General features: G+C 57.4%; 10 protein-coding genes. 6 read left to right on the forward strand and 4 right to left on the reverse strand.

Translation table 11 applies throughout. From position 1 onward, the window contains the following. Positions 1-2 precede the first annotated feature (2 nt). From paaD to paaZ, 3 genes are all read left to right on the forward strand, one after another. Complete coding sequence (gene paaD / locus ACVDG9_RS12020; protein WP_447238061.1) at positions 3-515, forward strand: 1,2-phenylacetyl-CoA epoxidase subunit PaaD; 513 nt, start codon at positions 3-5, stop codon at positions 513-515. Between the two features lie 128 nt (positions 516-643). Continuing rightward, complete coding sequence (paaE, locus tag ACVDG9_RS12025) at positions 644-1,717, forward strand: 1,2-phenylacetyl-CoA epoxidase subunit PaaE (RefSeq protein ID WP_077292895.1); 1,074 nt, start codon at positions 644-646, stop codon at positions 1,715-1,717. Positions 1,718-1,748: 31 nt separating this feature from the next. Continuing rightward, entirely contained in the window at positions 1,749-3,797 is a 2,049-nt protein-coding gene (paaZ, locus tag ACVDG9_RS12030; RefSeq protein WP_447238062.1) for a phenylacetic acid degradation bifunctional protein PaaZ, read from the forward strand. Between the two features lie 132 nt (positions 3,798-3,929). Here paaZ and paaK read toward each other — a convergent pair whose 3' ends face one another. The 3 genes from paaK to paaG are packed head-to-tail and all read right to left on the reverse strand — an operon-like array spanning position 3,930 to position 6,511. Continuing rightward, positions 3,930-5,240: a phenylacetate--CoA ligase PaaK gene (paaK, locus tag ACVDG9_RS12035; RefSeq protein ID WP_447238063.1), complete on the reverse strand. Its 1,311-nt coding sequence runs from the start codon at positions 5,238-5,240 to the stop codon at positions 3,930-3,932. A gap of 38 nt (positions 5,241-5,278) precedes the next feature. Next, positions 5,279-5,704: a hydroxyphenylacetyl-CoA thioesterase PaaI gene (gene paaI, locus ACVDG9_RS12040; protein WP_022998694.1), complete on the reverse strand. Its 426-nt coding sequence runs from the start codon at positions 5,702-5,704 to the stop codon at positions 5,279-5,281. A gap of 12 nt (positions 5,705-5,716) precedes the next feature. Further along, positions 5,717-6,511 carry a 2-(1,2-epoxy-1,2-dihydrophenyl)acetyl-CoA isomerase PaaG gene (paaG, locus tag ACVDG9_RS12045; RefSeq protein ID WP_022998693.1) on the reverse strand — a complete coding sequence of 265 codons (795 nt, stop codon included), beginning with the start codon at positions 6,509-6,511 and terminating at the stop codon, positions 5,717-5,719. Positions 6,512-6,803: 292 nt separating this feature from the next. Here paaG and ACVDG9_RS12050 point away from each other — a divergent pair, with 292 nt between their 5' ends. After that, positions 6,804-8,087 (forward strand): HlyD family type I secretion periplasmic adaptor subunit, encoded by a 1,284-nt coding sequence (locus ACVDG9_RS12050; protein ID WP_209009505.1) that lies wholly within the window; start codon positions 6,804-6,806, stop codon positions 8,085-8,087. A 112-nt stretch (positions 8,088-8,199) separates the two neighbouring features. Here the strand turns inward: ACVDG9_RS12050 and ACVDG9_RS12055 are convergent, their stop codons facing one another. Further along, positions 8,200-18,381: a cadherin domain-containing protein gene (locus ACVDG9_RS12055; protein ID WP_447238064.1), complete on the reverse strand. Its 10,182-nt coding sequence runs from the start codon at positions 18,379-18,381 to the stop codon at positions 8,200-8,202. A gap of 187 nt (positions 18,382-18,568) precedes the next feature. Between ACVDG9_RS12055 and ACVDG9_RS12060 the strand changes: the two genes are divergently transcribed. Next, positions 18,569-20,302, forward strand: a complete 1,734-nt coding sequence (locus ACVDG9_RS12060; protein WP_447238065.1) for a peptidase domain-containing ABC transporter — start codon at positions 18,569-18,571, stop codon at positions 20,300-20,302. After that, a complete protein-coding gene (locus tag ACVDG9_RS12065) occupies positions 20,299-22,515 on the forward strand; it encodes a peptidase domain-containing ABC transporter (protein ID WP_367021230.1) in 2,217 nt (738 codons plus the stop codon). Before ACVDG9_RS12060 ends, ACVDG9_RS12065 begins: the two co-directional genes overlap by 4 nt. Positions 22,516-22,550 lie beyond the last annotated feature (35 nt).

The following is a 22,550-nucleotide window of genomic DNA, read 5'->3' on the forward strand; positions in this document are numbered from 1 at the left end:
CGATGCCTGTTTCCATGGACACGGTCTGGCAATGGCTTTCCGAGATCCCTGATCCGGAAATTCCGGTTCTGTCCCTGACGGACCTGGGCGTCATTCGTGATGTCTCCTGGCAAGACGAAACGCTTGTTGTAACCGTCACGCCGACCTACAGCGGCTGCCCGGCAACTGCGGTGATCAATCTGGACATCGAAACCAAGTTGCTGGAATGCGGCGTTACCAAGGTGCGTCTTGAGCAGCAGCTCAGCCCGCCGTGGACGACCGATTGGCTGACGCAGGAGGGCCGGGCGAAATTGCGTGCCTACGGCATTGCACCGCCGGTAGACGGAACCCGCTCGGACGGTTCGGCAGCCGGAAGGCTCGCGCGGCTGACAGGTCAGGGGAGCTTTCAGGTCGCCTGTCCGCGCTGTGGTTCGGAAAACACGGAAAAGGTCAGCCAGTTTGGCTCCACGCCCTGCAAGGCGGCTTATCGCTGCCGGTCGTGCCTGGAGCCATTCGATTACTTCAAGTGCCACTGAGAGGGCACTTCAATTAGTTGGGACGCGCGGGAAGGTGAAACGCTTCCATTGGTTGTCCTGAGTTATTTGAGCATCCGTTTTTGCCGATATCGGCAGGGTGCAGCAGATCATGTTTCGGGAGGACATGCATGTCGCGGTTTCATGCGCTGACAGTGACTGACGTAACGCCGGATACAAGAGATTCGGTCGTTGTGACCCTTCAGCCGCAGTCGGAGGAACAGGATTTGTTCCGTTTCGAGCAGGGGCAATATCTGACCTTCCGGCGTGATTTCGACGGACACGAGGTGCGCCGTTGCTACTCAATCTGTGCCGGGACCGAAGACGGTGCACTGAAGGTCGGGATCAAGCGCGTCGACGGAGGGGCTTTTTCCTGCTGGGCGCATGAAAGCATGCGGCCGGGAGACATGGTCGAGGCCATGCCACCACTCGGCAGCTTCAACGCCCCGATCGAACCGGATCTCGCGCGTTTTTATGTCGGTTTCGCCGGTGGGTCTGGCATCACGCCGATCCTTTCGATCCTGAAGACAGTACTGGCCCGCGAGCCGAATTCTCAATTCACACTGGTCTATGCCAACCGGCAGATATCCTCGATCATGTTCCGAGAGGAACTGGAGGATCTGAAAAACCGATATCTCGGTCGACTGCAGGTGATCCACATTCTCAAAAGCGATGCGCAGGACACCGAGCTGTTTTCCGGCCGCGTCGATGAGCAGAAGCTGAACGATCTCTTCGATACGCTGATCGATCCTCAGGACATTGATATTGCTTTTCTTTGCGGACCTCACGGAATGATGGAAACCGTTCGTGGCAGCCTGGAAGCGCGCGGTGTCGCGGCGGACAAGATACGGCAGGAACTGTTCAAGTCCGACCAGCCGGGACGCTTGCCGGCACGGCTGCGGCCGGAGGTCATCGACGGTTCAGCGAAGGAGGCCGATCTTCGGTTGACCATCGACGGCACCACGCGGGAAATCCACATGGAACCGGGCGAGACCATTCTGGAAGCAGCGCATCGTCACAACATCGATGCACCATATTCCTGCTGTGCAGGCGTGTGTTCCACATGCCGCGGCAAGGTGCTGGAAGGTGAGGTCGAAATGGCGGCCAATCATGCTCTGGAAGACGACGAAATTCGGGATGGCTACGTTCTGACATGCCAGTCGCGGCCGCTGAGCAAACGCCTCGTCGTGACTTACGACGCCTGAGACCATTCCGTTTCAAGAACTGGAATTCGATATGACCGTTCATCCGCAAAAAGTCCGCGTTTTGGAAAGCTATCTCGCTGGCAGCTGGAGGCAAGGCAAGGCCGAGGGAAAGCCGCTGCTTGACGCTGCAACCGGTGCGCCTGTCGCCGCAATCGACGCATCCGGTCTGGACCTTGGCGAGGCCCTTGCCTGGGGGCGTGACACCGGTGGCAAGGCCTTGCGCAAGATGACCTACCACGAGCGCGCCTTGATGCTGAAAACCCTGGCGCAGGCGCTGACCGAGCAAAAGGAAATCTTCTACCAGGAGAGTTTCGCGACCGGGGCAACGCGCAAGGACAGCTGGATCGATATTGAAGGCGGCATTGGCACCATGTTCGCCTATTCCTCCAAGGCCCGTCGCGAGATGCCGAACACCCGGGTGTTCGTCGAAGGTGCGGTCGAGCCGCTGTCACGGGACAATAGTTTTTCAGGGCAGCATGTGCTGACACCACTGCGCGGTATTGCCGTTCATATCAACGCTTTCAACTTCCCCTGCTGGGGAATGCTGGAAAAGATCGCCCCCGCCCTGATCGCGGGCGTACCCTGCCTGGTCAAGCCTGCCAGCCAGACTGCTTATCTGACCGAGCTGATGGTTCGCCACATTCTGGCGACCGGCATTCTTCCTGAAGGCTCGCTTCAGCTTCTTTGCGGGTCGGCGGGTGATCTGATCGACCATGTCACGGGACAGGATGTTGTTACCTTCACCGGATCCGCCGCCACCGGGCAAATGCTGCGTCGGAACCCGGCAGTCGTGCAGAATTCCGTTCGCTTCTCGATGGAGGCCGACAGCCTCAATGCTGCGGTTCTGGGCCCGGATGTCAGCCCTGAAGATCCCGAATTTGACCTCTTCATCAAGGAAGTTGCCCGGGAAATGACCGTGAAGGCAGGGCAGAAGTGCACTGCGATCCGCAGGGTCATCGTGCCACGTAAATTGTCCGATGCGGTTGCTGATGCGCTCGGCAAGAGGCTTGGGAAGGCCGTGATCGGAGATCCTCGAGACGAAGCGGTGTCGATGGGGCCACTCGCTTCAGCCGGTCAGCGTGAGGAAGTGCTTGCGCGCGTAAGTGATCTGAAGGTGGAAGCTGAGATCGTTTCCGATCTTGCAGGCTCAAGCCCCGCAACCGGCGCGTTCGCGGCTCCCGTACTTTTGCATTGCGCCAACCCGATGAGCGCAGAAGCGGTTCACTCGGTCGAAGCATTCGGACCGGTTGCGACATTGATGCCCTACGACGAGCTGGAAGAAGCGGTCGAACTCACCCACAAGGGCAAGGGCTCTCTTGTTGCCTCGCTGTTCACAAACGACCCCTTGGTTGCCGAGGAAGCCGTTCTCGGCATGGCGCCTTTCCATGGACGCGTCATGATCGGCAATCGGAAGAGTGCAAAGTCTTCAACCGGACATGGTTCTCCCTTGCCCATGCTTGTGCACGGCGGACCGGGCCGGGCAGGTGGCGGCGAAGAACTTGGCGGCCTTCGCTCGGTCAAGCATTACATGCAACGGACGGCGGTCCAGGGAACGCCCGCCTTGCTGGGCGCAGTGACCGGCCGCTGGATTTCCGGTGCACCAGGTCAGGAAGACAGCCGGCACCCGTTCCGCAAGTCATTGGCCGACCTCAAGATCGGCGATCAGCTGAACACCGGGGCACGGGAAGTTTCCCTGGAAGATATCGAGCATTTTGCCAAGTTCACCGGCGACACCTTCTATGCGCATATGGATGAAGCCGCCGCGAAACGGAACCCGTTCTTCGAAGGCCGCGTGGCACATGGCTATCTGATTGTTTCCTTCGCCGCCGGTCTGTTCGTCGATCCTGATGAAGGTCCGGTGCTGGCGAATTACGGCGTTGATAATCTGCGTTTCATGACGCCGGTGAACGCAGGTGATGCACTCAAAATTCAGTTGACCGCCAAGGAGATTTCGCCGCGTATTTCAGCAGACTATGGCGAAGTGCGGTGGGATTGTCTTGTGACTAACCAGAATGATGAAGCTGTTGCCCAGTACGACGTTCTGACATTGGTCGCCAAGGAATGGCCGATGTCTGCGTAAGCCGACCACATATCCAAATGAAAAAGGCCACCTGATCAGGTGGCCTTTTTCTTTGGCGAAAGGTCTGGAAAGGACCGGCTGATTTCGATGTCTTGGAGAAACGTCCTCCGAACGCCTGGCCTGCGTGTTCCCTTATTCCTTGGGTCTGTTGTCGACGACCCGCTTTGCCTTGCCGGCGGAACGTTCCACTTTGCCGGGCTCGGCAACATCGATCCTTGCGGATACGCCGACCACGCTCTTGATGTGATGCGAGAGTTCCTTCGCCGATGCCTGACGTGCGTCACTTGTTGCTGCTGTCGGCAGGGCTTCGACGTGCACTGTCATGACGTCCAGGCGGTCGGACCGGGAAAGCTCTATCTGGAAATGCGGCGACAGGCCTTGGCATTTCAGGATCTGTTCTTCGATCTGGGTCGGGAATACGTTGACGCCGCGCAGAATGATCATGTCGTCAGATCGGCCGGTGATCTTTTCCATTCGCCGCATGGACCGGGCTGTGCCGGGCAGGAGCCTGGTCAGGTCGCGCGTGCGGTAGCGGACCATTGGCAGGCCTTCCTTGGTAAGCGTGGTGAAGACCAGCTCTCCAATTTCACCGTCCGGCAGAACGTCGCCGGTCACCGGATCAATGATTTCCGGGTAGAAGTGGTCTTCCCAGATGTGGAGACCATCCTTCGTCTCAACGCATTCGTTGGCAACGCCTGGTCCAAGCACTTCCGACAAGCCGTAGATGTCGACGGCATGCATGTCGAACGCGTCTTCGATTTCCTTGCGCATTGCGTTGGTCCAGGGTTCGGCGCCGAAGATCCCCGTCGCAAGCGACGTTTCCCGAGGATCGATGCCTTGCCGCCGGAATTCATCCAGAATGGACAGGAGGTAGGACGGCGTCACCATGATGATGCGCGGTTTGAAGTCCTGGATAAGTGTCACCTGGCGTTCCGTCATGCCACCGGAGACCGGAACAACCGTGCAGCCTAGCTTTTCTGCGCCGTAGTGGGCGCCCAGTCCGCCGGTAAAGAGACCGTAGCCATAAGCAACATGGATGATGTCACCCGGACGGCCACCAGAGGCTCGAATGGAGCGAGCGACGAGACCGGCCCACATATCGATATCGTTGGCTGTGTAGCCAACCACCGTTGGTTTGCCGGTCGTGCCCGAGGAGGCGTGTACGCGTACGATCTTGTCGCGCGGGACAGCGAACAAACCGAACGGATAATTGTCCCGGAGATCGCTCTTGGTCGTAAACGGAAATTTCGACAGGTCCGAGAGGGTCTTCAGGTCGGAAGGGTGTACGCCTTTCTCGTCGAAGCGTTGTTTGAAAAGCGGAACGTTTTCATACGAATGGGTGAGGGACCATTGCAGTCTCTTCAGCTGCAGGGCCGACAATTCGTCCCGGCTGGCTGTTTCAATAGGCTCAAGATCTCCCGGTCGCGGAGCCAGATTTTCCATATTTTCCTCCCTTGAGCAGCCCGCCGGGCCGCTCGCCGTCATTCCGGCAAGATTGTACCTTTGGTCGTTCTGGAATTGCCGCGGAATTCGGCAATGACAGTGCCATTCTGGTTGGCCACCGTCACGTCGTAGAGGCCGGATCGGCCGGTACGCGATTTCTCGCTGGCCGTAGCCGTCAAGCGGTCTCCGAGATGGGCCGGTGCCAGAAACGTGATGTCGCAATGCTGGGCAACCGTAACCTGGTTGTACGTGTTGCAGGCAAAAGCGAAGGCACTGTCGGCGAGCGTGAAGATATAGCCGCCGTGGCAAATGCCGTGGCCGTTGGTCATGGCCTTCGTAACCGTCATCGCCATCGTCGAATGTCCGGCACGTACATCTTCAAGTTTCATGTCCAGGTGCTGTGTCGCCGTATCCTGCGACCACATGCGATCGGCGCAGGCGCGCGCAAATTCATCCGGTGTCATTCTGTGCCTCATTCAAGCGCCGGTAAATCGGGCGGACCGCTTTTCAAGGAAAGCGGTGACGCCCTCCCGATAATCATTCGTGCGTCCTGCCTGACGTTGGCTATCGCGCTCGGCGTCCAGTTGCCGATCGAGTGACTGGTCTGCTGCCGATTGTATCAGTTCCTTGGTAAGCGCAAGGCCGGTGGTTGCCCCCGCGGCCAGCTGCGTTGCCAGCGTTCCGGCCTCCGTCATGAGGTCCGTATCCGGAACTGCCTTCCAGATGAGGCCCCAGGAGGCAGCTGTTTCGGCCCCCAACGGTTCGCCCGTCATGGCGAGTGCCTTCGCACGAGCTTCTCCAATCAGGCGTGGCAGCAACCATGTGCCGCCCGAATCGGGCACCAGGCCGATCTTGGAGAAAGCCTGGATGAAACGGGCAGACTGGGCGGCGAGGACGATATCGCAGGCAAGCGCTACATTGGCGCCTGCACCCGCGGCAACGCCGTTGACCGCACAGATGACAGGCTTTCTGAGAGCCCTGATTTGCCGAACCAGGGGATTGTAAAGTGTCTCGAGTGTTACTCCGAGATCAGGTGCCTCGCCACCTCCGCGCATGTCGCGATCGGAAAGGTCCTGACCAGCGCAGAAAGCGCGGCCGGCCCCGGTCAGCAGCACTGCCCTGATTGAGCTGTCTTCTGTTGCGGTGGTCAAATGCTTGCGGAGCGCATGATGCATGGCTTCGTTGAAGGCATTGAGCCGGTCCGGTCTGTTGAGTGTTAGAAAAAGACAGCCATCCCGCTGTTCAGCGAGCACAGTATCACGGTCTGTCATGCGCCCCTCCCAAAGCATCACACCTTTTGCATGAAAATCGATAATGTTGTGACATTAATGCACGACGAACCGTTCTGGTCAAAGGCAGAATGCAGTTTTCCGGTACGCCAATTCACTTTGGTCGGTTCGCAACTGGCAACACGTCCGGATTTCAACTCTTGTGAGAAAAGGCGCGTAAAATATGGTCAGCCCGATTCAGCTGATATTTACTTTAATCGTCAATAGTTAGCCCAGTTTCGGCCAGCGCTAGGGCAACATGTTTATCCGTAAAACCACCGCTGACAATTTTTCGTTGGACATTCCTCTTGAACTTGAGGAAGGCCCGCCGCCAGTCGCGTACCGGCGCGTTCTGCAGGTTTTGTCGCTGACTGCGGCGGCTTTTCTGGCGTGGGCGGCAATCGGTCAGGTGCGTGAAGTCGCCAGTGCGACAGGGGAAATTGTTCCGGCAGGCAAGGTGCAGACTGTCGGTCACCTGGAAGGTGGCATCGTTGCAGAAGTGTTGGTTCAGGAAGGCCAACTGGTTGAAATAGGCACCCCCATCGTTCGGTTGCAGGAAACCGCGGCGTCAAGTGATCTCGAGAAGGTCCAGACCCGCTTGAAGTTTCTGGCGACCGAAGAGCAGCGGCTCGGAAATCCGGGTCTTGGCAGTGCCGCCAATGGTCTGAGACTAGGCGCCGATGCAGGCTTCAGCGAAGCGCAACAGGCTGCCTATGACGCGCAACGCCTGGCACTGGAAAAAGAACAGCAGGCCTTGAAGGCGAGGGTGAGCGAAAAGCAGGCAGAGCTAGCCAGTATCCTGGAACGGATAGCCCTGCAGGAAACCCAGATCGAGATCCAGCAGGAACAGTACAAGATCCAGGAAAACCTCTTCGAACAGGGTTACACATCCAAGCGGCGCTTTCTGGAAGCCAAGTCGTCTCTTCAGAATGCCCAGAGCCTTTTGAGCGAACTGAACGGTATGAGCGGCAGCGTTCGAGCACAGTTGACGGAGGCAACCGCCAGCCTGGAACGTTCGATAGCCGTAGCCGAAGAGGAGCAGGCCGTAGAGCGCAGCCGGGTTGCGCAGGAGCGCAGTGAGCTGACTTTCGAAGCCGATAAACAGAAAGACCGGTACGACCGACTGTTCGTGCGAGCTCCGGTCAGCGGGCACATCAAGGCGCTTTATCTCAAAGGTCCGGGCAGTGTACTGGCGCCTGGCGATGTGGTTGCCGAAATTGTGCCGAGCGATAGCGATCTTGTTGCCGAGGTTCGTGTTTCACCGCGCGATATCGGCCATGTGGATGTCGGTGACGAGGCAGAAATCGCCGTTACGACCTTCGACCCGAATATCGAAGGTACCTTGAAGGGGGAAGTTTCCGTCATCTCGGCGTCAAGTTTTCGGGATGAATACGGCAACTACTATTTCAAGGCCATGATCCCGCTGAAAACCAACACGATCGGGCAGGGTGCGCGCGCTGAAACAATCTCGCCAGGCATGGTCGTTGACGCAAAGATCGTCACAGGGTCCAAGTCCGTGCTCCAGTACATGTTGAAGCCGGTCACCCGCGCAATCGGAGATCCGCTCAGCGAACGTTGAGCCGGGTCATATCCAAATCCCATTTTCCGAATTCTGTCACTGGCAGATAAATGAAAAGCCCCGCCGTTTCCGGCGGGGCTTTTCGTCAGTCACCGCTGTCCGGTGACATCAGCTACCAGCGGATTTCCTCAACATCGTTGAAGTTGACACGGCTGCCGTCTGCAAAGTCGATGTAGCCGTCGGCATCCTGGGAAAGGTCGAGCCTGCCGCCTTCAAGGTCTGTTGTCTCGATCGAGCCGTTGGTGATCGTCACTGTCCAGTCCGTACCGTATTCGCCGGCGGCAGTGATCCCTGGACCACCACCCAGATCGATAACGTCTGTCCAACCGGCCCCCATGCCTGCGTTGATGGTGTCACTGCCGTCGCCCAGGCCGTACATGAACAGGTCGGAACCGTCACCACCGCTCAGGTTGTCGTTGCCAAGACCACCGATGATCACATCATCTCCAGCGCCACCGCTGATGTTGTCGTGCCCGTCGCCACCGAAGATAAGGTCGCGGCCGTCACCTGCCGAAATGTTGTCGTTACCGGTGCCGCCTTCGATCCTGTCGTTGTTTGAACCGCCTTCGATAACGTCATCACCACCGGCGCCGTCAAGGTGGTACGTATAGTCGTAGCCTGCACCGCTGCCGGTATTGCTTTCGTCAGTATCGTTGTAGGTGACGTCATATTCGCCGGTAACGGCAATCGAGAAGGATTCACTCGACTGGGATCCATCCGCGGAAGTGGCGGTGATCGTCAGATCGATCGAATTTTCAATCTCGCTGTCGAAGAACGCATGGTCTGCAATCGTGACATTGCCGTCGGCATCGATCTCGAAACGGTCGTCACTCAGAGTGTAGGTAACTGCATCGCCGTTCGGGTCGTCGGCAAAGGCGGTGATCCCAACCTGTGTGCCGGCACCATCCAGTTCGTGGATTGTGTTGGCGGACGCGTTGGTATCGGTCACATCACTAATTGGGCGATCGATCAGATGTTCCGATTGGATTTCTCCGTCGGCAAACCTGAAGTTCTCGACGTTGGACACCGTATCGATACCGTCAGGAGCGCCGGAGCGAAGATCGGAAATCGTGTAGCTGCCATCTTCGTTCTGGACGATGTTGTAGTCTTCCCAGTTACCGGAATAGATGGCGGTATCCGCGCCCTTGCCGCCGTCGATGGTATCGTTGCCGGAGCCACCTTCCAGCATGTCCGCCCCGTCACCGCCAATCAGTGTATCGTTGCCTGCACCGCCTTCGAGCGTGTCGCCTGGAACCTGGTATTCGGAGTCAAGCCTGTTGGCGTACATGCTAGCGTCGTTGATGGTCAGCGTATCAAGTGAAATTCCAACGATAGGTTTGCTGGAAAGCAGGTCGGAATCCGCATTCGACATGTATTCCGGAGCCAGATAGACATCACCATTGTCGAGCTGAATGACGACCGCCGAAATGGTTCCGGTGGTTCCGTCCGTGAACGTGACTGTCGCATCAAAGGTCTGCAGGGAATCTAGGGCATAGTTCGTGCCGCCGATTGTCAGGGTCTCTGCTGTGCCGTTGAAATCGTTGTCCGCCAGTACCCCGTCACCATTGGTGTCGTTTGCGGTTGCTCTCACCGTCTGCGTGTAGAGGGGGGTACCTGCATCGCCATAAGATCCCAGCAGGCTGGAGGCATTCTCGCTGACGCCGTTGTTCTCATCCGTGTCGACATCCGCCATGGTTCCCAGGTGGATGAGAGAGTAGGTGGCGCCAACCGTATTGGTTCCACCGTTTGTTGGGGCTGCGCCGTCGCCGGCAATCAACGTGTCATCGCCATCGCCGCCCTGAAGCGTGTCGGAACCCGCTCCACCGGACAGCGTATCGTTGCCTGAGCCGCCAATCAGCGTGTCATCACCTGCGCCACCATAAAGGTTGCCACCGTCGTCATGGGCGGTGATCGTGTCGTTGCCAGACCCGCCGCTGATCGATGTTTCAGACACACCGGTGTCAGTGAAGGTGGCGCTGCCGTCTGCAAGCTGCAGGTCTTCTGCCACATCCATGACATCCAGCGTGAAGGATTCCTGCGATGTCGATCCGTCTGTGGAAGTTGCCGTAACGGTGAGCGTGATTTCCGTCTCGGTTTCGTAATTGAAACTCGCACCGCTCGCGACGGTGACCACGCCGTTTTCGTCAACCGTGAAACGGTCGTCATCGACAGTATAGGTCACACTGTCAGAGGTGTTCGCGTCGTCGGCAAAGGCTGTTACGCCAACAGTGCTGCCAGCGCCTGCGTTCTCAGCGATGCTGTTGGAAGAACCGTCCGTATCCGAAACCGCAGAAATATCTTTCGCGACAAGATCGCCTGCAAGAATGTCGCCATCCGCGAAGCGGAAGTTCTCAACTCCGACGACAGTGTCGGTTCCGTCCGGCGAGCCGGAGCGGTTGTCGACTACCGTGTAGGTGCCGTTCGCGTTTTCGGTAACGGTATAGTCGGAACGGTTACCGGAATAGATTGCGGTGTCTGTACCGCTTCCGCCGTCGATATAGTCGTTGCCGGCCCCACCTTCGAGCGTGTCGTTTCCGGCGCCGCCGTACAGCTTGTCGCTGCCTGAGCCGCCCTGAAGGGTGTCGTCGTCATTTTCGCCGGACAGGCTATCGTTGCCTGCGCCACCGATCAGTGTGTCGTTCCCGCTGCCGCCAAAGATGGAGTCGTTACCTTCGCCGCCATCCAGGTAGTTGTCACCGGTGTTCGGCTGGGTGCCACGCTCATCATCGATGAAATCGTCGCCCGCACCGCCGTAAACGACGTCGTTGCCTTCGCCGAACATGATGGTGTCATTGCCTGCGCCGCCATAGATCGTGTCGTCGCCCGCACCGCTGTAGATGGTGCTGCCGTCGTCATGAGCGGTAATCGTGTCGGCACTGTCGTTGCCGGTGATGGATGTTTCGGCGACGCCGGTGTCGGTGAAGGTCGTTTGACCTTCGGCCATCTGATAGGCTTCAGCGACGTCGGCAACCGAAAGAGCAAAGGTTTCCTGAGACGTGGAGCCGTCAGAAGAGGTCGCGGTCACCGTCAGGTTGATGGTCGGTTCGCTCTCGTAGTCAAACGTTGCTCCGGCGGCTACCGTTACCAGGCCATCGTCGCCAACGGTGAACCGGTTATCGGACACCGTATAGGTTACCGTGTCGGTCACATCACTGTCTGTTGCCTGAACAGTAATACCGACAGTGGTGCCTTCTCCGGCATTTTCCGCGAAGCCATTGGCCGTCGCATCGATGTCGGTCACCGCAGATACGGCAACTTCATTGACGTCGGAAACGGCGATCGTGAAGGTTTCTTCCGAGGTTGAGCCATCGGTTGAAGTTGCCGTCACGATGATGTCGATTGACCCTTCGGTTTCCGCATCAAAGCTCGCACCTTCCGCTACCCGAACCACGCCGTTTTCGTCCACGGTGAAGCGGCTGTCGTTGACAGCATAGGAAACCGTATCCGAGACATCGGCATCGCTTGCCGACGCCGTGATACCAACCTGTGTGCCTGCGGTTGCATCTTCTGCGATTGTGTTTGCCGAGATGTCTGCGTCAGTCACGCTGGAAACGTCGTATTCGTCAACATCAGACACCGCTACGGTAAAGGTTTCCGTTGAAGCCGAGCCGTCAGAAGACGTCGCGGTCACGGTAACGTTGATGGACCCCTCGGTCTCTGCGTCGAAGCTGGCACCATCGGCAACACGAACCACACCGTTTTCATCGATTGTGAAGCGCGTGTCATCAACAGCGTAAGAAACCGTGTCAGAGGCATCTGCATCTGTTGCCAGGGCCGTGATGCCAACCTGAGTGCCGGCAGTTGCTGCTTCCGAAATCGTGTTATCAGAGGTGTCCGTATCGGTGACGTTTGAAACGGCGCCCTCGTTGACGTCGGAAACGGCAATCGAGAAGGTCTCCTGCGACGTGGAACCGTCAGAGGAGGTGGCAGTCACGACAATGTCGATGGATCCTTCGGTTTCTGCATCGAAGCTGGCGCCATCGGCAACACGGACGACGCCATTCGCATCGACAGTAAAGCGGCTGTCATCGACGGAATAGCTCACAGACGCGGTGATATCCGCGTCACTCGCGTGTGCGGTTATACCAACCTTTGTCCAGGCAGATGCGTCTTCGGATATCGTGTTCGTCGCGGCGTCGGTGTCGGAAACGGCTGAGACGTCGTATTCGTTAACGTCGGACACGGCAATCGTGAATGTCTCTTCGGAAGCCGAGCCATCGGAAGATGTGGCGGTTACAACGATGTCGATGGAACCTTCGGTTTCCGCGTCGAAGCTGGCCCCATCCGCAACCCGGACAACGCCGTTTTCGTCCACGACAAAGCGATCGTCATCTACGGTGTAGGACACAGTATCAGACGTGTTTCCATCTTCAGCGAACGCGATGACACCGACAGCCTTTCCTGCGGTAGCGTCTTCCGCAACCGTGTTTGCGCTGCTGTCCTTGTCGGTAACGGCAGAAATATCCTGCGCGATCAAATCGCCCGAAAGAACATCGCCATCGGCAAACCGGAAGTTTTCAACATTCACGACGGTGTCGGTACCATCGGGAGAACCTGGACGATTGTCCGTAACGGTGAAGATGCCTTCGTTCTCGGTAATGGTGTAGTCAGCGAAATTGCCGCTGTAGACCGCTGTGTCAGTACCTAGCCCGCCGTCGATCATATCGTCGCCGGCACCACCCGTCAGCGTGTCGTCTCCCGGGATAACCGCGGCCGCACTGACAAAATCGGAGGTGAACAGGTCTACTGACGTTCCGCCTGGAGGCGTTACCGTTGCATCGAGAACCTCTTCTCCCTGGTTCTCCCAGACCTTGACGACAATGGTGTAGATCTCACCCGGTTCCAGATCAACGTCCGCCCAGCGGGTGGTCGCTGATTGGTGGTAATCGTTGTCGAGATAGTCGGTCTGCGTACCGTTCTGGTTGGTGAACGTCAGTCGGTTGCCATAGGCATCGAAGATCTCGATGGTGGATCCATCGTCCGAGCGGGTGGAGAAACGATAGGTGCCGCCATCGGTGGCAGTGAAGTTGGACGTCAGAATGACACCAAAATCTTCAGGGTTATCAGTCGACCCGCGCGCACCCTGGACAATTGTGTCCAGGTCGAACGCATCTGTCGTTCCCTCATCAATCAGCGTGCCTGAGGAGATGTCGACAGTCTGGCCGGCATCGCCACTGAAGTTGTGGTCATAAACCTGGTAGTGCCAGGTGCCGGACACAGGTGCATTTTCACCATAGATCGTGTCATTCCCGGCGCCACCTTCAATCGTGTCGTCACCCGCACCACCTGCAAGAGTATCGGCAGCATTGTTTCCGGCAATCGTGTCGTTGCCATCTGCGCCATCGACGTTGGCACCGTCGGCGTGTGCCACAATGGTATCGTCACCGGAGCCGCCGGTGATGCTGGTTTCAGCGACAGTAACATCGGTGAAGGTCTGGCCGCCGTCTTCGAGCTGATAGTCTTCAGCAACGTCGGTTACTGAAACCGAGAATGCATCCGAAGACGTGGAGCCGTCTGAAGACGTCGCGGTCACCGTCAGAGTGATGTTGGGTTCGCTTTCAAAGTCGAAAGAAGCACCATCTGCAACGCGGACTACGCCGTTTTCGTCCACCGTGAACCGGTTATCGTCTACCGAGTAGGATACCGTGTCAGTGATGTCACTGTCGGTCGCAAGAACCGTGATGCCAACCTGCGTTCCGGCTGCGGCATCTTCGGTAATCGAATTTGCCGCTGCGTCCGTATCAGTTACGGGAGTAATGGCACTTTCATTGATATCGGAAACGGCGATTGTGAAGGTCTCTTTAGAGCTCGATCCATCGCTTGAGGTCGCCGTCACGATAATGGCGATGGAACCTTCGGTTTCCGCATCGAAGCTCGCACCCTCAGCCACACGGACGACACCGTTGTCATCAACAGTGAAGCGCGTATCGTTCACCGAGTATGAGACAGTATCTGTGACGTCCTTGTCTTCGGCAAATGCGGTCACACCAACCTGGGTACCTGCCACAGCATCTTCCGCAACGGTGTTGGCAGAAGTGTCGGCATCGGTAACAGCTGAAATGTCAAACTCATCAACATCAGACACCGCGATGGAGAAGGTCTCTTCCGAGGTCGAGCCGTCGGTGGAGGTCGCCGTCACGATGATGTCGATGGACCCTTCGGTTTCGGCATCGAAGCTTGCGCCGTCAGCAACCCGAACCACGCCGTTCTCATCGATAGTGAATCGTGCGTCGTCAACGGAGTAGGAGACAGTGTCGGTGGCGTCAGCATCCGTTGCCAGGGCCGTTACGCCAACCTGGGTACCGGCAGCTACATCTTCTGCAATTGTGTTGTCGGAAGAATCCGTGTCGGTGACAGCGGACACGGCGCTTTCGTTGACGTCTGAAACGGAAATCGTGAAGGTCTCTTCCGAAGTCGAACCGTCAGTCGAAGTCGCCGTGACGATGATATCGATGGAGCCCTCGGTTTCGGCGTCGAAGCTCGCGCCATCTGCAACCCGAACCACACCGTTTTCGTCAACCGTGAAACGGGCATCGTTGACGGTGTAGGAGACCGTGTCGGTGATGTCCTTGTCTTCGGCGAATGCGGTGACACCAACCTGTGTGCCAGCGACAGCATCTTCTGCAATGGAATTGGCAGATGCGTCTGTGTCGGTCACGGCGGTGACGTCATACTCATCAACGTCAGAAACGGAGATCGTGAAGGTCTCTTCCGAAGTTGATCCATCGGTGGAGGTCGCCGTCACGATGATGTCGATGGAGCCCTCGGTTTCGGCGTCGAAGCTTGCGCCATCCGCAACTCGAACCACACCGTTTTCGTCGATGGTAAAGCGGCTGTCGTTGACAGCATAAGAGACGGTATCGGTGGCGTCTGAATCAGTTGCCAGGGCGGTCACGCCGACCTGAGTGCCCGCGCTTGCATCTTCCGCGATGGTGTTGTCGGAAGAATCGGTATCGGTAATAGCGGACACGGCGCTTTCGTTGACGTCGGAAACCGCAATCGTGAAGGTCTCTTCCGAGGTCGAGCCGTCGGTCGAGGTCGCCGTCACGATGATGTCGATGGACCCTTCAGTTTCGGCATCGAAGCTTGCGCCGTCAGCAACCCGAACCACGCCGTTCTCATCGATAGTGAATCGTGCGTCGTTGACAGCATAAGAGACGGTATCGGTGGCGTCTGAATCCGTTGCCAGGGCGGTCACGCCAACCTGAGTGCCCGCGCTTGCATCTTCCGCGATGGTGTTGTCGGAAGAATCCGTGTCGGTGACAGCGGAGACTGCGCTTTCGTTGACGTCTGAAACGGAAATCGTGAAGGTCTCTTCCGAAGTCGAACCGTCAGTCGATGTCGCCGTGACGATGATATCGATGGAGCCCTCGGTTTCGGCGTCGAAGCTCGCGCCATCGGCAACCCGAACTACGCCGTTTTCGTCAACGGTGAAACGGGTGTCGTTGACGGTGTAGGAGACCGTGTCGGTAATGTCCTTGTCTTCGGCGAATGCGGTGACGCCAACCTGTGTGCCTGCGACAGCATCTTCTGCAATGGTATTGGCAGATGCGTCTGTGTCGGTCACGGCGGTGACGTCATATTCATCAACGTCTGAAACGGAGATCGTGAAGGTCTCTTCCGAAGTTGATCCATCGGAGGAGGTCGCCGTCACGATGATATCGATGGAGCCTTCGGTTTCGGCATCGAAGCTCGCACCATCCGCAACCCGAACCACACCCTTGTCGTCAACGGTGAAACGGGTGTCGTTGATCGAATAAGAAACCGTGTCGGTGGCGTCTGCATCAGTTGCCAGAGCGGTCACGCCAACCTGCGTACCAGCGCTCGCATCTTCGGCGATGGTATTGGCCGAGGAATCCGTGTCGGTGACAGCGGAAACAGCGCTTTCGTTGACGTCTGAAACGGAAATCGTGAAGGTTTCTTCCGAGGTCGAACCGTCGGTCGAGGTCGCCGTCACGATGATGTCGATGGACCCTTCAGTTTCCGCGTCGAAGCTCGCGCCGTCTGCAACCCGAACCACGCCGGTTTCGTCAACGGTGAAACGGGCGTCGTTCACGGAATAGGAGACGGTGTCCGTTACATCTTTGTCTTCGGCAAATGCAGTGACGCCCACCTGCGTACCAGCCGCAGCATCTTCCGCGATGGTGTTGGCGGAAGTGTCTGTGTCGGTCACCGCGGTGATGTCATACTCATCAACGTCTGACACCGAGATCGTGAAGGTCTCTTCCGAAGTCGATCCATCGGTAGAGGTAGCGGTCACGGTGATGTCGATGGACCCTTCGGTCTCCGCGTCGAAGCTTGCGCCGTCGGCAACCCGAACGACACCGTTCTCATCAACCGTGAAGCGGGCATCATCAACCGAATAAGAAACCGTGTCGGTGATGTCCTGGTCTTTGGCGAATGCAGTGACGCCCACCTGCGTGCCAGCTGCAGCATCTTCTGCAATTATATTGGCAGATGTATCTGTGTCGGTTACGGCGGTGACATCATATTCATCGACGTCGGACACCGATATCATAAAGGTCTCTTCCGAGGTCGAACCGTCGGTGGAGGTCGCCGTGACAGTGATGTCAATGGACCCTTCGGTTTCGGCGTCGAAGCTAGCACCGTCCGCAACCCGAACCACGCCGTTCTCATCGATAGTGAAACGTGCGTCGTCGACGGAGTAGGAGACAGTGTCTGTGGCGTCTGCATCAGTCGCCAGTGCAGTTACGCCAACCTGGGTGCCCGCGCTCGCATCTTCCGCGATGGTGTTGGCCGAAGAATCCGTATCGGTAACAGCGGTGACGTCATACTCATCGACGTCAGATACCGCGATCGTGAATGTCTCTTCCGAGGTCGAACCGTCGGTCGAGGTTGCTGTCACGATGATATCGATGGAACCTTCGGTTTCGGCATCGAAGCTCGCGCCATCCGCAACTCGAACGACGCCATTCTCATCAACCGTGAAACGGGGATCATCGACGGTGTAGGAGACGGTGTCCGTTACATCCTTGTCTTCGGCGAATGCGGTGACGCCCACCTGCGTACCAGCCGCAGCATCTTCCGCGATGGTGTTGGCGGAAGTGTCTGTGTCCTGAACTGCGGACGTAGCGTATTCGTTTTCGTCTTCGACCTTCAATGTGAAGCTTTGCGTGGACTGCGAGCCGTCGGTGGAGGTGGCGGTCACAGTGAAGGAGACAGTCGCTTCGGTTTCAGCGTCAAACACGGCGTCTTCGGCAATGCTGACCACACCCTGGTCATCGATGACAAAGCGCGGGTCGTCTATGGAGTAGGAGACACTGTCGCTCACGTCCCGGTCGGTCGCCACAACAGTGATGCCAGACTGACTGCCGCTGTCTACACCTTCGGAAATTGTGTTCGCAACAGCGCCGACCGTGCTGATCGGGCTGACGTCGTATTCGTTTACGTCACGGATATTGATCGTGAAGGTTTCTGTCTGCGTCGCTCCGTCGGATCCGGTGGCAAGCACGATGATCTGGTGACTTCCAGCCGTTTCGGCATCGAGCGAACCTGCTACCGTAACGATGCCCGTCTCGGGATCAATGGAGAACAGACCACCCGCGTCGTCCAGGAGGCTGTAGGTTACTCTGGCCCCTTCTGCGGCGGTTGCGCTTGCCCGAATGCCGGTTGCAGATCCGACTGCTGAATTTTCGTCAACGGCGTTTTCAGTTGCATCGATATCGGTGACCGCAGACAAATCGGAAGCGACGATGCCCGCGGCAAGGTCGTCGTTGCCGTCATCGAAACCTGCGCCTGACTGCACCTGGCCATTCTGGCTACTGAAGGTGCCGTCGCCCGGGTTGGTTGCAGAGCCATTCGAATAGGTCTGGTTCGATCCATCATCCAGAGCAGAAGCTATGCTTGCGGACGTGCCGCCGCCCAACGGCAAATCGTCGCTGTTCGACCCTGAAAAGTCCTGTGTGCCAGTTGAATTGTCGGAAGATTGCTCAGCGTATGCATTGACTGCATCGCTGTCTTCAAGCGCAGAAAGCTCCGTACCATCATCCTCAAACCCGATACCTTGCGCGCCGGACGATGGGTCTTCCTGTTCGACGTAGCGTTGTTCTTCCTCGTCGCTTCCAAGGTGCAGGTTGGCGTTGACCTGTTCCATGGATTCGCCCATGTCCTGGTCGAGATGATAGTCGTGCGCCTTGTCGAGATGCTCATCTCGATTATCGAGAAGCCCCGAATGCAGGATGCTATCGGAATTCAGGGTCGTCCTGGTTTCCGTAGTGTTACCTTCTGACGAGGTGTTTTCCTGGGTGTCTCGATTCTGAGTGTCGCTTGCCATTTCGGTCGCACGTCCGCACAATTTCCGATAATGCCAATGAACGTCGGCGTCCTTAACAAAGCGCAAAATTCCTCTTGGAATCTGAAGTTTAGTTCTAATAAAATTCGGGAAACACGGCGTAGGGTAAACGCTTTTTAAACCCGATCAGCACAGTTTGAGCGAGTAGCTACACGACTCTGGCCCGCATATGCTGAAATCGGTATTTTCATCTTTCTTTTTGCCTCGTCTGAGGATCCGGCATTCTCCGTCCGGACGCTGGATTTCTTCGCCCGGATTGCCGCGCGACGTTGTAGTTGCTTCCGTTTTCGCAAATATCATGGGGCTGGCGATGCCGCTGGCCATTCTTCAGGTTTATGACCGCGTTCTGCCAAATGCTTCCACCGACACGCTGCTTGTGCTCATCCTCGGGGTGGCTGTCGTTTTAATTGCCGATGCCGTCATCAAGGTCTCCCGTACCGCGGTTGTCGGCAGGCTCGGGGCAGGGTTCAATCATCAGGCGCACACCGAACTTTTCCGCCGGGTGCTTGATGCCGAGCCTTCCCAGTTTGCCAAAACGCCTGTTTCCGTACAGGTGCACCAGCTTCGGGCATTGCAATCGGTTGCAGATCACTATGGCGACCAGAACCGTCTTCTCGCCATTGACCTGCCCGCAGGGGGTATCTTCCTGGCGGCGCTCATCTTCATCGCAGGGCCGCTGGCGCTGGTGCCGATCACGTTGCTGGGCATCTTCATGCTGTTTGCCCTCAACAGAAACAAGGTGCTGCAGCAGGTTGTCGCCGACCGGGCAGATCAGGACGATCGCAAATCCGATTTCATCCTGGAGGTACTGTCCGGCGCCAAGACCGTGAAGTCCCAGGCGATGGAAGCACTGATCATGCGCCGCTTCGAGCGATTGCAGCGGGCAACGGCAGAGCTCAGCTCCAGATATATGCGCTTGTCCGGCCAGGCGAGGGATGCGTCCGCACTTTTCGGAACCCTCACGACTATCTTTGTGGTCATCTGCGGCGCGTTGATGGCCATCTATGGCAATTTCAGCGTCGGCGGTGTCGCTGCCAGCACACTCTTGTCCGGTCAGTTCGTGCAGCCATTCCTTCGCGCGATCAACCAGCTGACAGACATGCAACGACTGAAGCACGACTACGCTCAGGTCAATTCGCTCTTCAAGCTGCCGGAGGTTGCGCAGCAGGAGCCTTTGACGGTCGATACCGACGGTTCCATTCACCTGATCAACGTGTCAGTCGAACTGGGCGAAAGCCAGCGCCGGGTGTTCGAGGACATCAACCTGACAATCGAAGCCGGACAATTCGTCGGTTTCCGCGGCGCGGACGGCAGCGGCAAGTCCACACTCATGAAATTGCTGACCGGTGAAATGACGCCGACGACCGGCAAGGTCATGATCGGCGGGCAGGATTATGATGGCCTCCACAAACATGCACTGCGCAAGACCGTTGCCTATGTCGACAACCAGTCTGCTATCTTCAACGGCACAATCCTTGAAAACATCACGATGTTCGGTGCCGTATCCGACATCGCTCATGCGCGTATGGCGGCAAAGCTGATCGGGCTTGAAAAGGAAATCCATCTCTTGCCGCGCGGTTATGAAACGCAGCTGGGGTCAGACCTGGGCGGCAAGGTTCCTGCAGCTACCTTGCAGCGGATCTGCATTGCAAGGGCTTTGGCAGGCGAGCCGAAGATCCTGATCCTGGACGAGGCGAATGCGCAACTGGACCAACAGGCAGAAAAGGCGCTTGTCGATGCGCTGATCCGTCTGAAGGGCTATCTGACGGTTATCATCATCAGCCACCGTCCTTCCATGCTGGCAGTCGCGGATCACCAATACGAACTCAGGGACGGCAGCGTGCATGACCTCGGCACGATGAACGTAACCGGTACACCTCAGAAAATGGGGATGCCGGCGTGAGCAGACCGCTATTCAACCTTGAAGACGTCCACGCTGCCGACAACGCCGTACACCGCCAGTGGCGCGATCTGTCGGCCGAACTGGCAGCCGATGGGACCGCCACAAGCCGGTTAGGACTTCCTGATGACGGTGCGGCGCCCGCCGAAAGGTGCCTGATTCCGCTTTTGCGGGAGATGCGCTGGCAGGGCAATGACCGGCTTCTTTTCGAGGCATTGCCGCACTTCGACCGGATTGAAACTTTCCAGGTCTTGCGGACCGTCCTCAGCCGCTTGACAGTCAAGACGACACCTTTTCATGGAAGTGCCGGGGAACTGACCCATGCACAGATGCCGTGTCTGCGTGTAACCAGGGACGACGTTCAGGTTCTCGTTGGAAAAACCGGAACGGGTGAGTTTCGCGCCTATTCCGGCCGTCAGGGAGAGGCAATTTCAGTTCCTGCCGCGGATATTCTGAAAAACGAGATCTATCTCGCGGCCGAAGACAATGAGGAACAGGGGCAGGTTCAAAACAACCGAAGCTGGTTCTCGACCGTATCCAAGCGGTTCCGGACCAGTATCATCTCTATTCTGGCTCTCGGTTTTGTTCTCAACATTCTCGCTCTTGCACCGCCGTTGTTCATCATGGCGATCTACGACAAGGCAATGGGAGCAAAATCGACCGAGGTGCTTCTGACCATGGCGGTCGGCGTTGGAATCATTCTTCTGTGCGAAGTTGCGCTGCGCAGAATGAAGACATGGCTACAATCCTATCTCGGCGGACGGGTTGATGCGATTGTCGGCAACAAGACCTTTGAGCGCATCCTGCATCTTCCATATGCGATGCTGTCCGAAGCGCCGATCGGCACCCAGGTCATGCGGCTGCGCTATTTCGACAGCGTGCGCGACATATTCCAGAGTTCGCTGTTCAACGCGATCGTCGATATTCCCTTCACGCTGATCTTCATTGTCGCGATCTTCCTGATCGGCGGACCTGTTGCGCTGCCGCCGCTCGCACTGCTGACCATCTACACGCTGCTGGCAGTTTATGTCCTGCCCAAGGTCCAGCGCGAAGTCGCTGCCGTTGGCGAGCAGAAGTCGAAACTCAACAGTTTCATGATCGAGACCTTTCGCAACCAGCGGGCTCTCAGGAACCTTTCTGTAGAAGATACCTGGCTGGAGCGATTTTCGGCGCTTTCCACCAACTTCAACAAACTCAACATCCATGCACGTCATATCACGCATGTGCTGCAGACACTGTCGCAGACGCTGATGACCATTTGCGGTGTCCTGGTTCTGGGGATCGGGGCAATGCGTGTCATGGAAGGAGAAATGAGCCTGGGCGCCCTGATTGCCACAATGGCCCTCAGCTGGCGGGTTCTGAACCCGATGAACCAGGCATTTCTCAGCATCACGCAGCTTGCGCAAAGCCGCACGGTGATCGAACAGATCAACAACCTCATGAAGGTGCAGCTCGAGCGCGAGCCGGGGCATCTGCCGAAAATCACACGTGACATTCGCGGTGATCTGAAAGTGTCCTCACTCGTCCTCAGGTATCCAGGGGCAACGGAAGCCTCGCTTAAGGGCCTTGAGCTGACGGTGAAGGAAGGCGAAACCGTTGCCATCACGGGCCCGAGCGGCTCGGGCAAGACCGCATTGTTCCAGGCTGTCATCGGCTTGTTTCAGCCCCAGGTGGGGTCCATCCTGTTTGACGGTCTGGATGTGCGCCAGCTGGATACCGCAGAGTGGCGCTCCTCCATTGGCTATGCACCCGACGATCTCGACTTCTTTTACGGCACGGTAAAACAGAACCTGCTGATGTCGGATCCGGGTGCTACCGACGAACGTCTGATCGAGGTTACCGGTAAACTTGGCTTGCTGTCCTACCTGGAGGAGAACTTCAACGGACTTGAAACGCGCCTCAATGGCGAGGTCCTGAAGCAGATCCCGGACAACATGAAGCAGCGCATTGTTTTGGCCCGTGCCTTCGTGAAAGCGGCACCGCTCTATCTGTTCGACAATCCGGGAACGCATCTCGATTTCGAGGGCGACAAGAAATTCATGGCGATGATCGAGGAACTCAAGGGCAAGGCGACCATCCTCATCAATACTCAACGGCCTAGCCACATGAAAATGGCCAACCGGGTGGTTGTACTCAGAGGTGGCCAGATTGCGATGATGGGGCCACCGGAACAAGTAGTGCCGGCACTCATGGGACAGACCGCGAAAGCCGGATAGGCAGCTTTCCTACCGAAGATACCAAAAAGCCCGCC

It is taken from the genome of Roseibium sp. RP-7, assembly GCF_053005225.1.

Coding starts and splice junctions, on each gene's coding strand:
- paaD (WP_447238061.1), top strand. CDS start 3: ATGCCTGTTTCCATGGACACGGTCTGGCAATGGCTTTCCGAGATCCCT.
- ACVDG9_RS12055 (WP_447238064.1), bottom strand. CDS start 18,381: ATGGCAAGCGACACTCAGAATCGAGACACCCAGGAAAACACCTCGTCA.
- paaZ (WP_447238062.1), top strand. CDS start 1,749: ATGACCGTTCATCCGCAAAAAGTCCGCGTTTTGGAAAGCTATCTCGCT.
- paaE (WP_077292895.1), top strand. CDS start 644: ATGTCGCGGTTTCATGCGCTGACAGTGACTGACGTAACGCCGGATACA.
- paaK (WP_447238063.1), bottom strand. CDS start 5,240: ATGGAAAATCTGGCTCCGCGACCGGGAGATCTTGAGCCTATTGAAACA.
- paaI (WP_022998694.1), bottom strand. CDS start 5,704: ATGACACCGGATGAATTTGCGCGCGCCTGCGCCGATCGCATGTGGTCG.
- paaG (WP_022998693.1), bottom strand. CDS start 6,511: ATGACAGACCGTGATACTGTGCTCGCTGAACAGCGGGATGGCTGTCTT.
- ACVDG9_RS12060 (WP_447238065.1), top strand. CDS start 18,569: ATGCTGAAATCGGTATTTTCATCTTTCTTTTTGCCTCGTCTGAGGATC.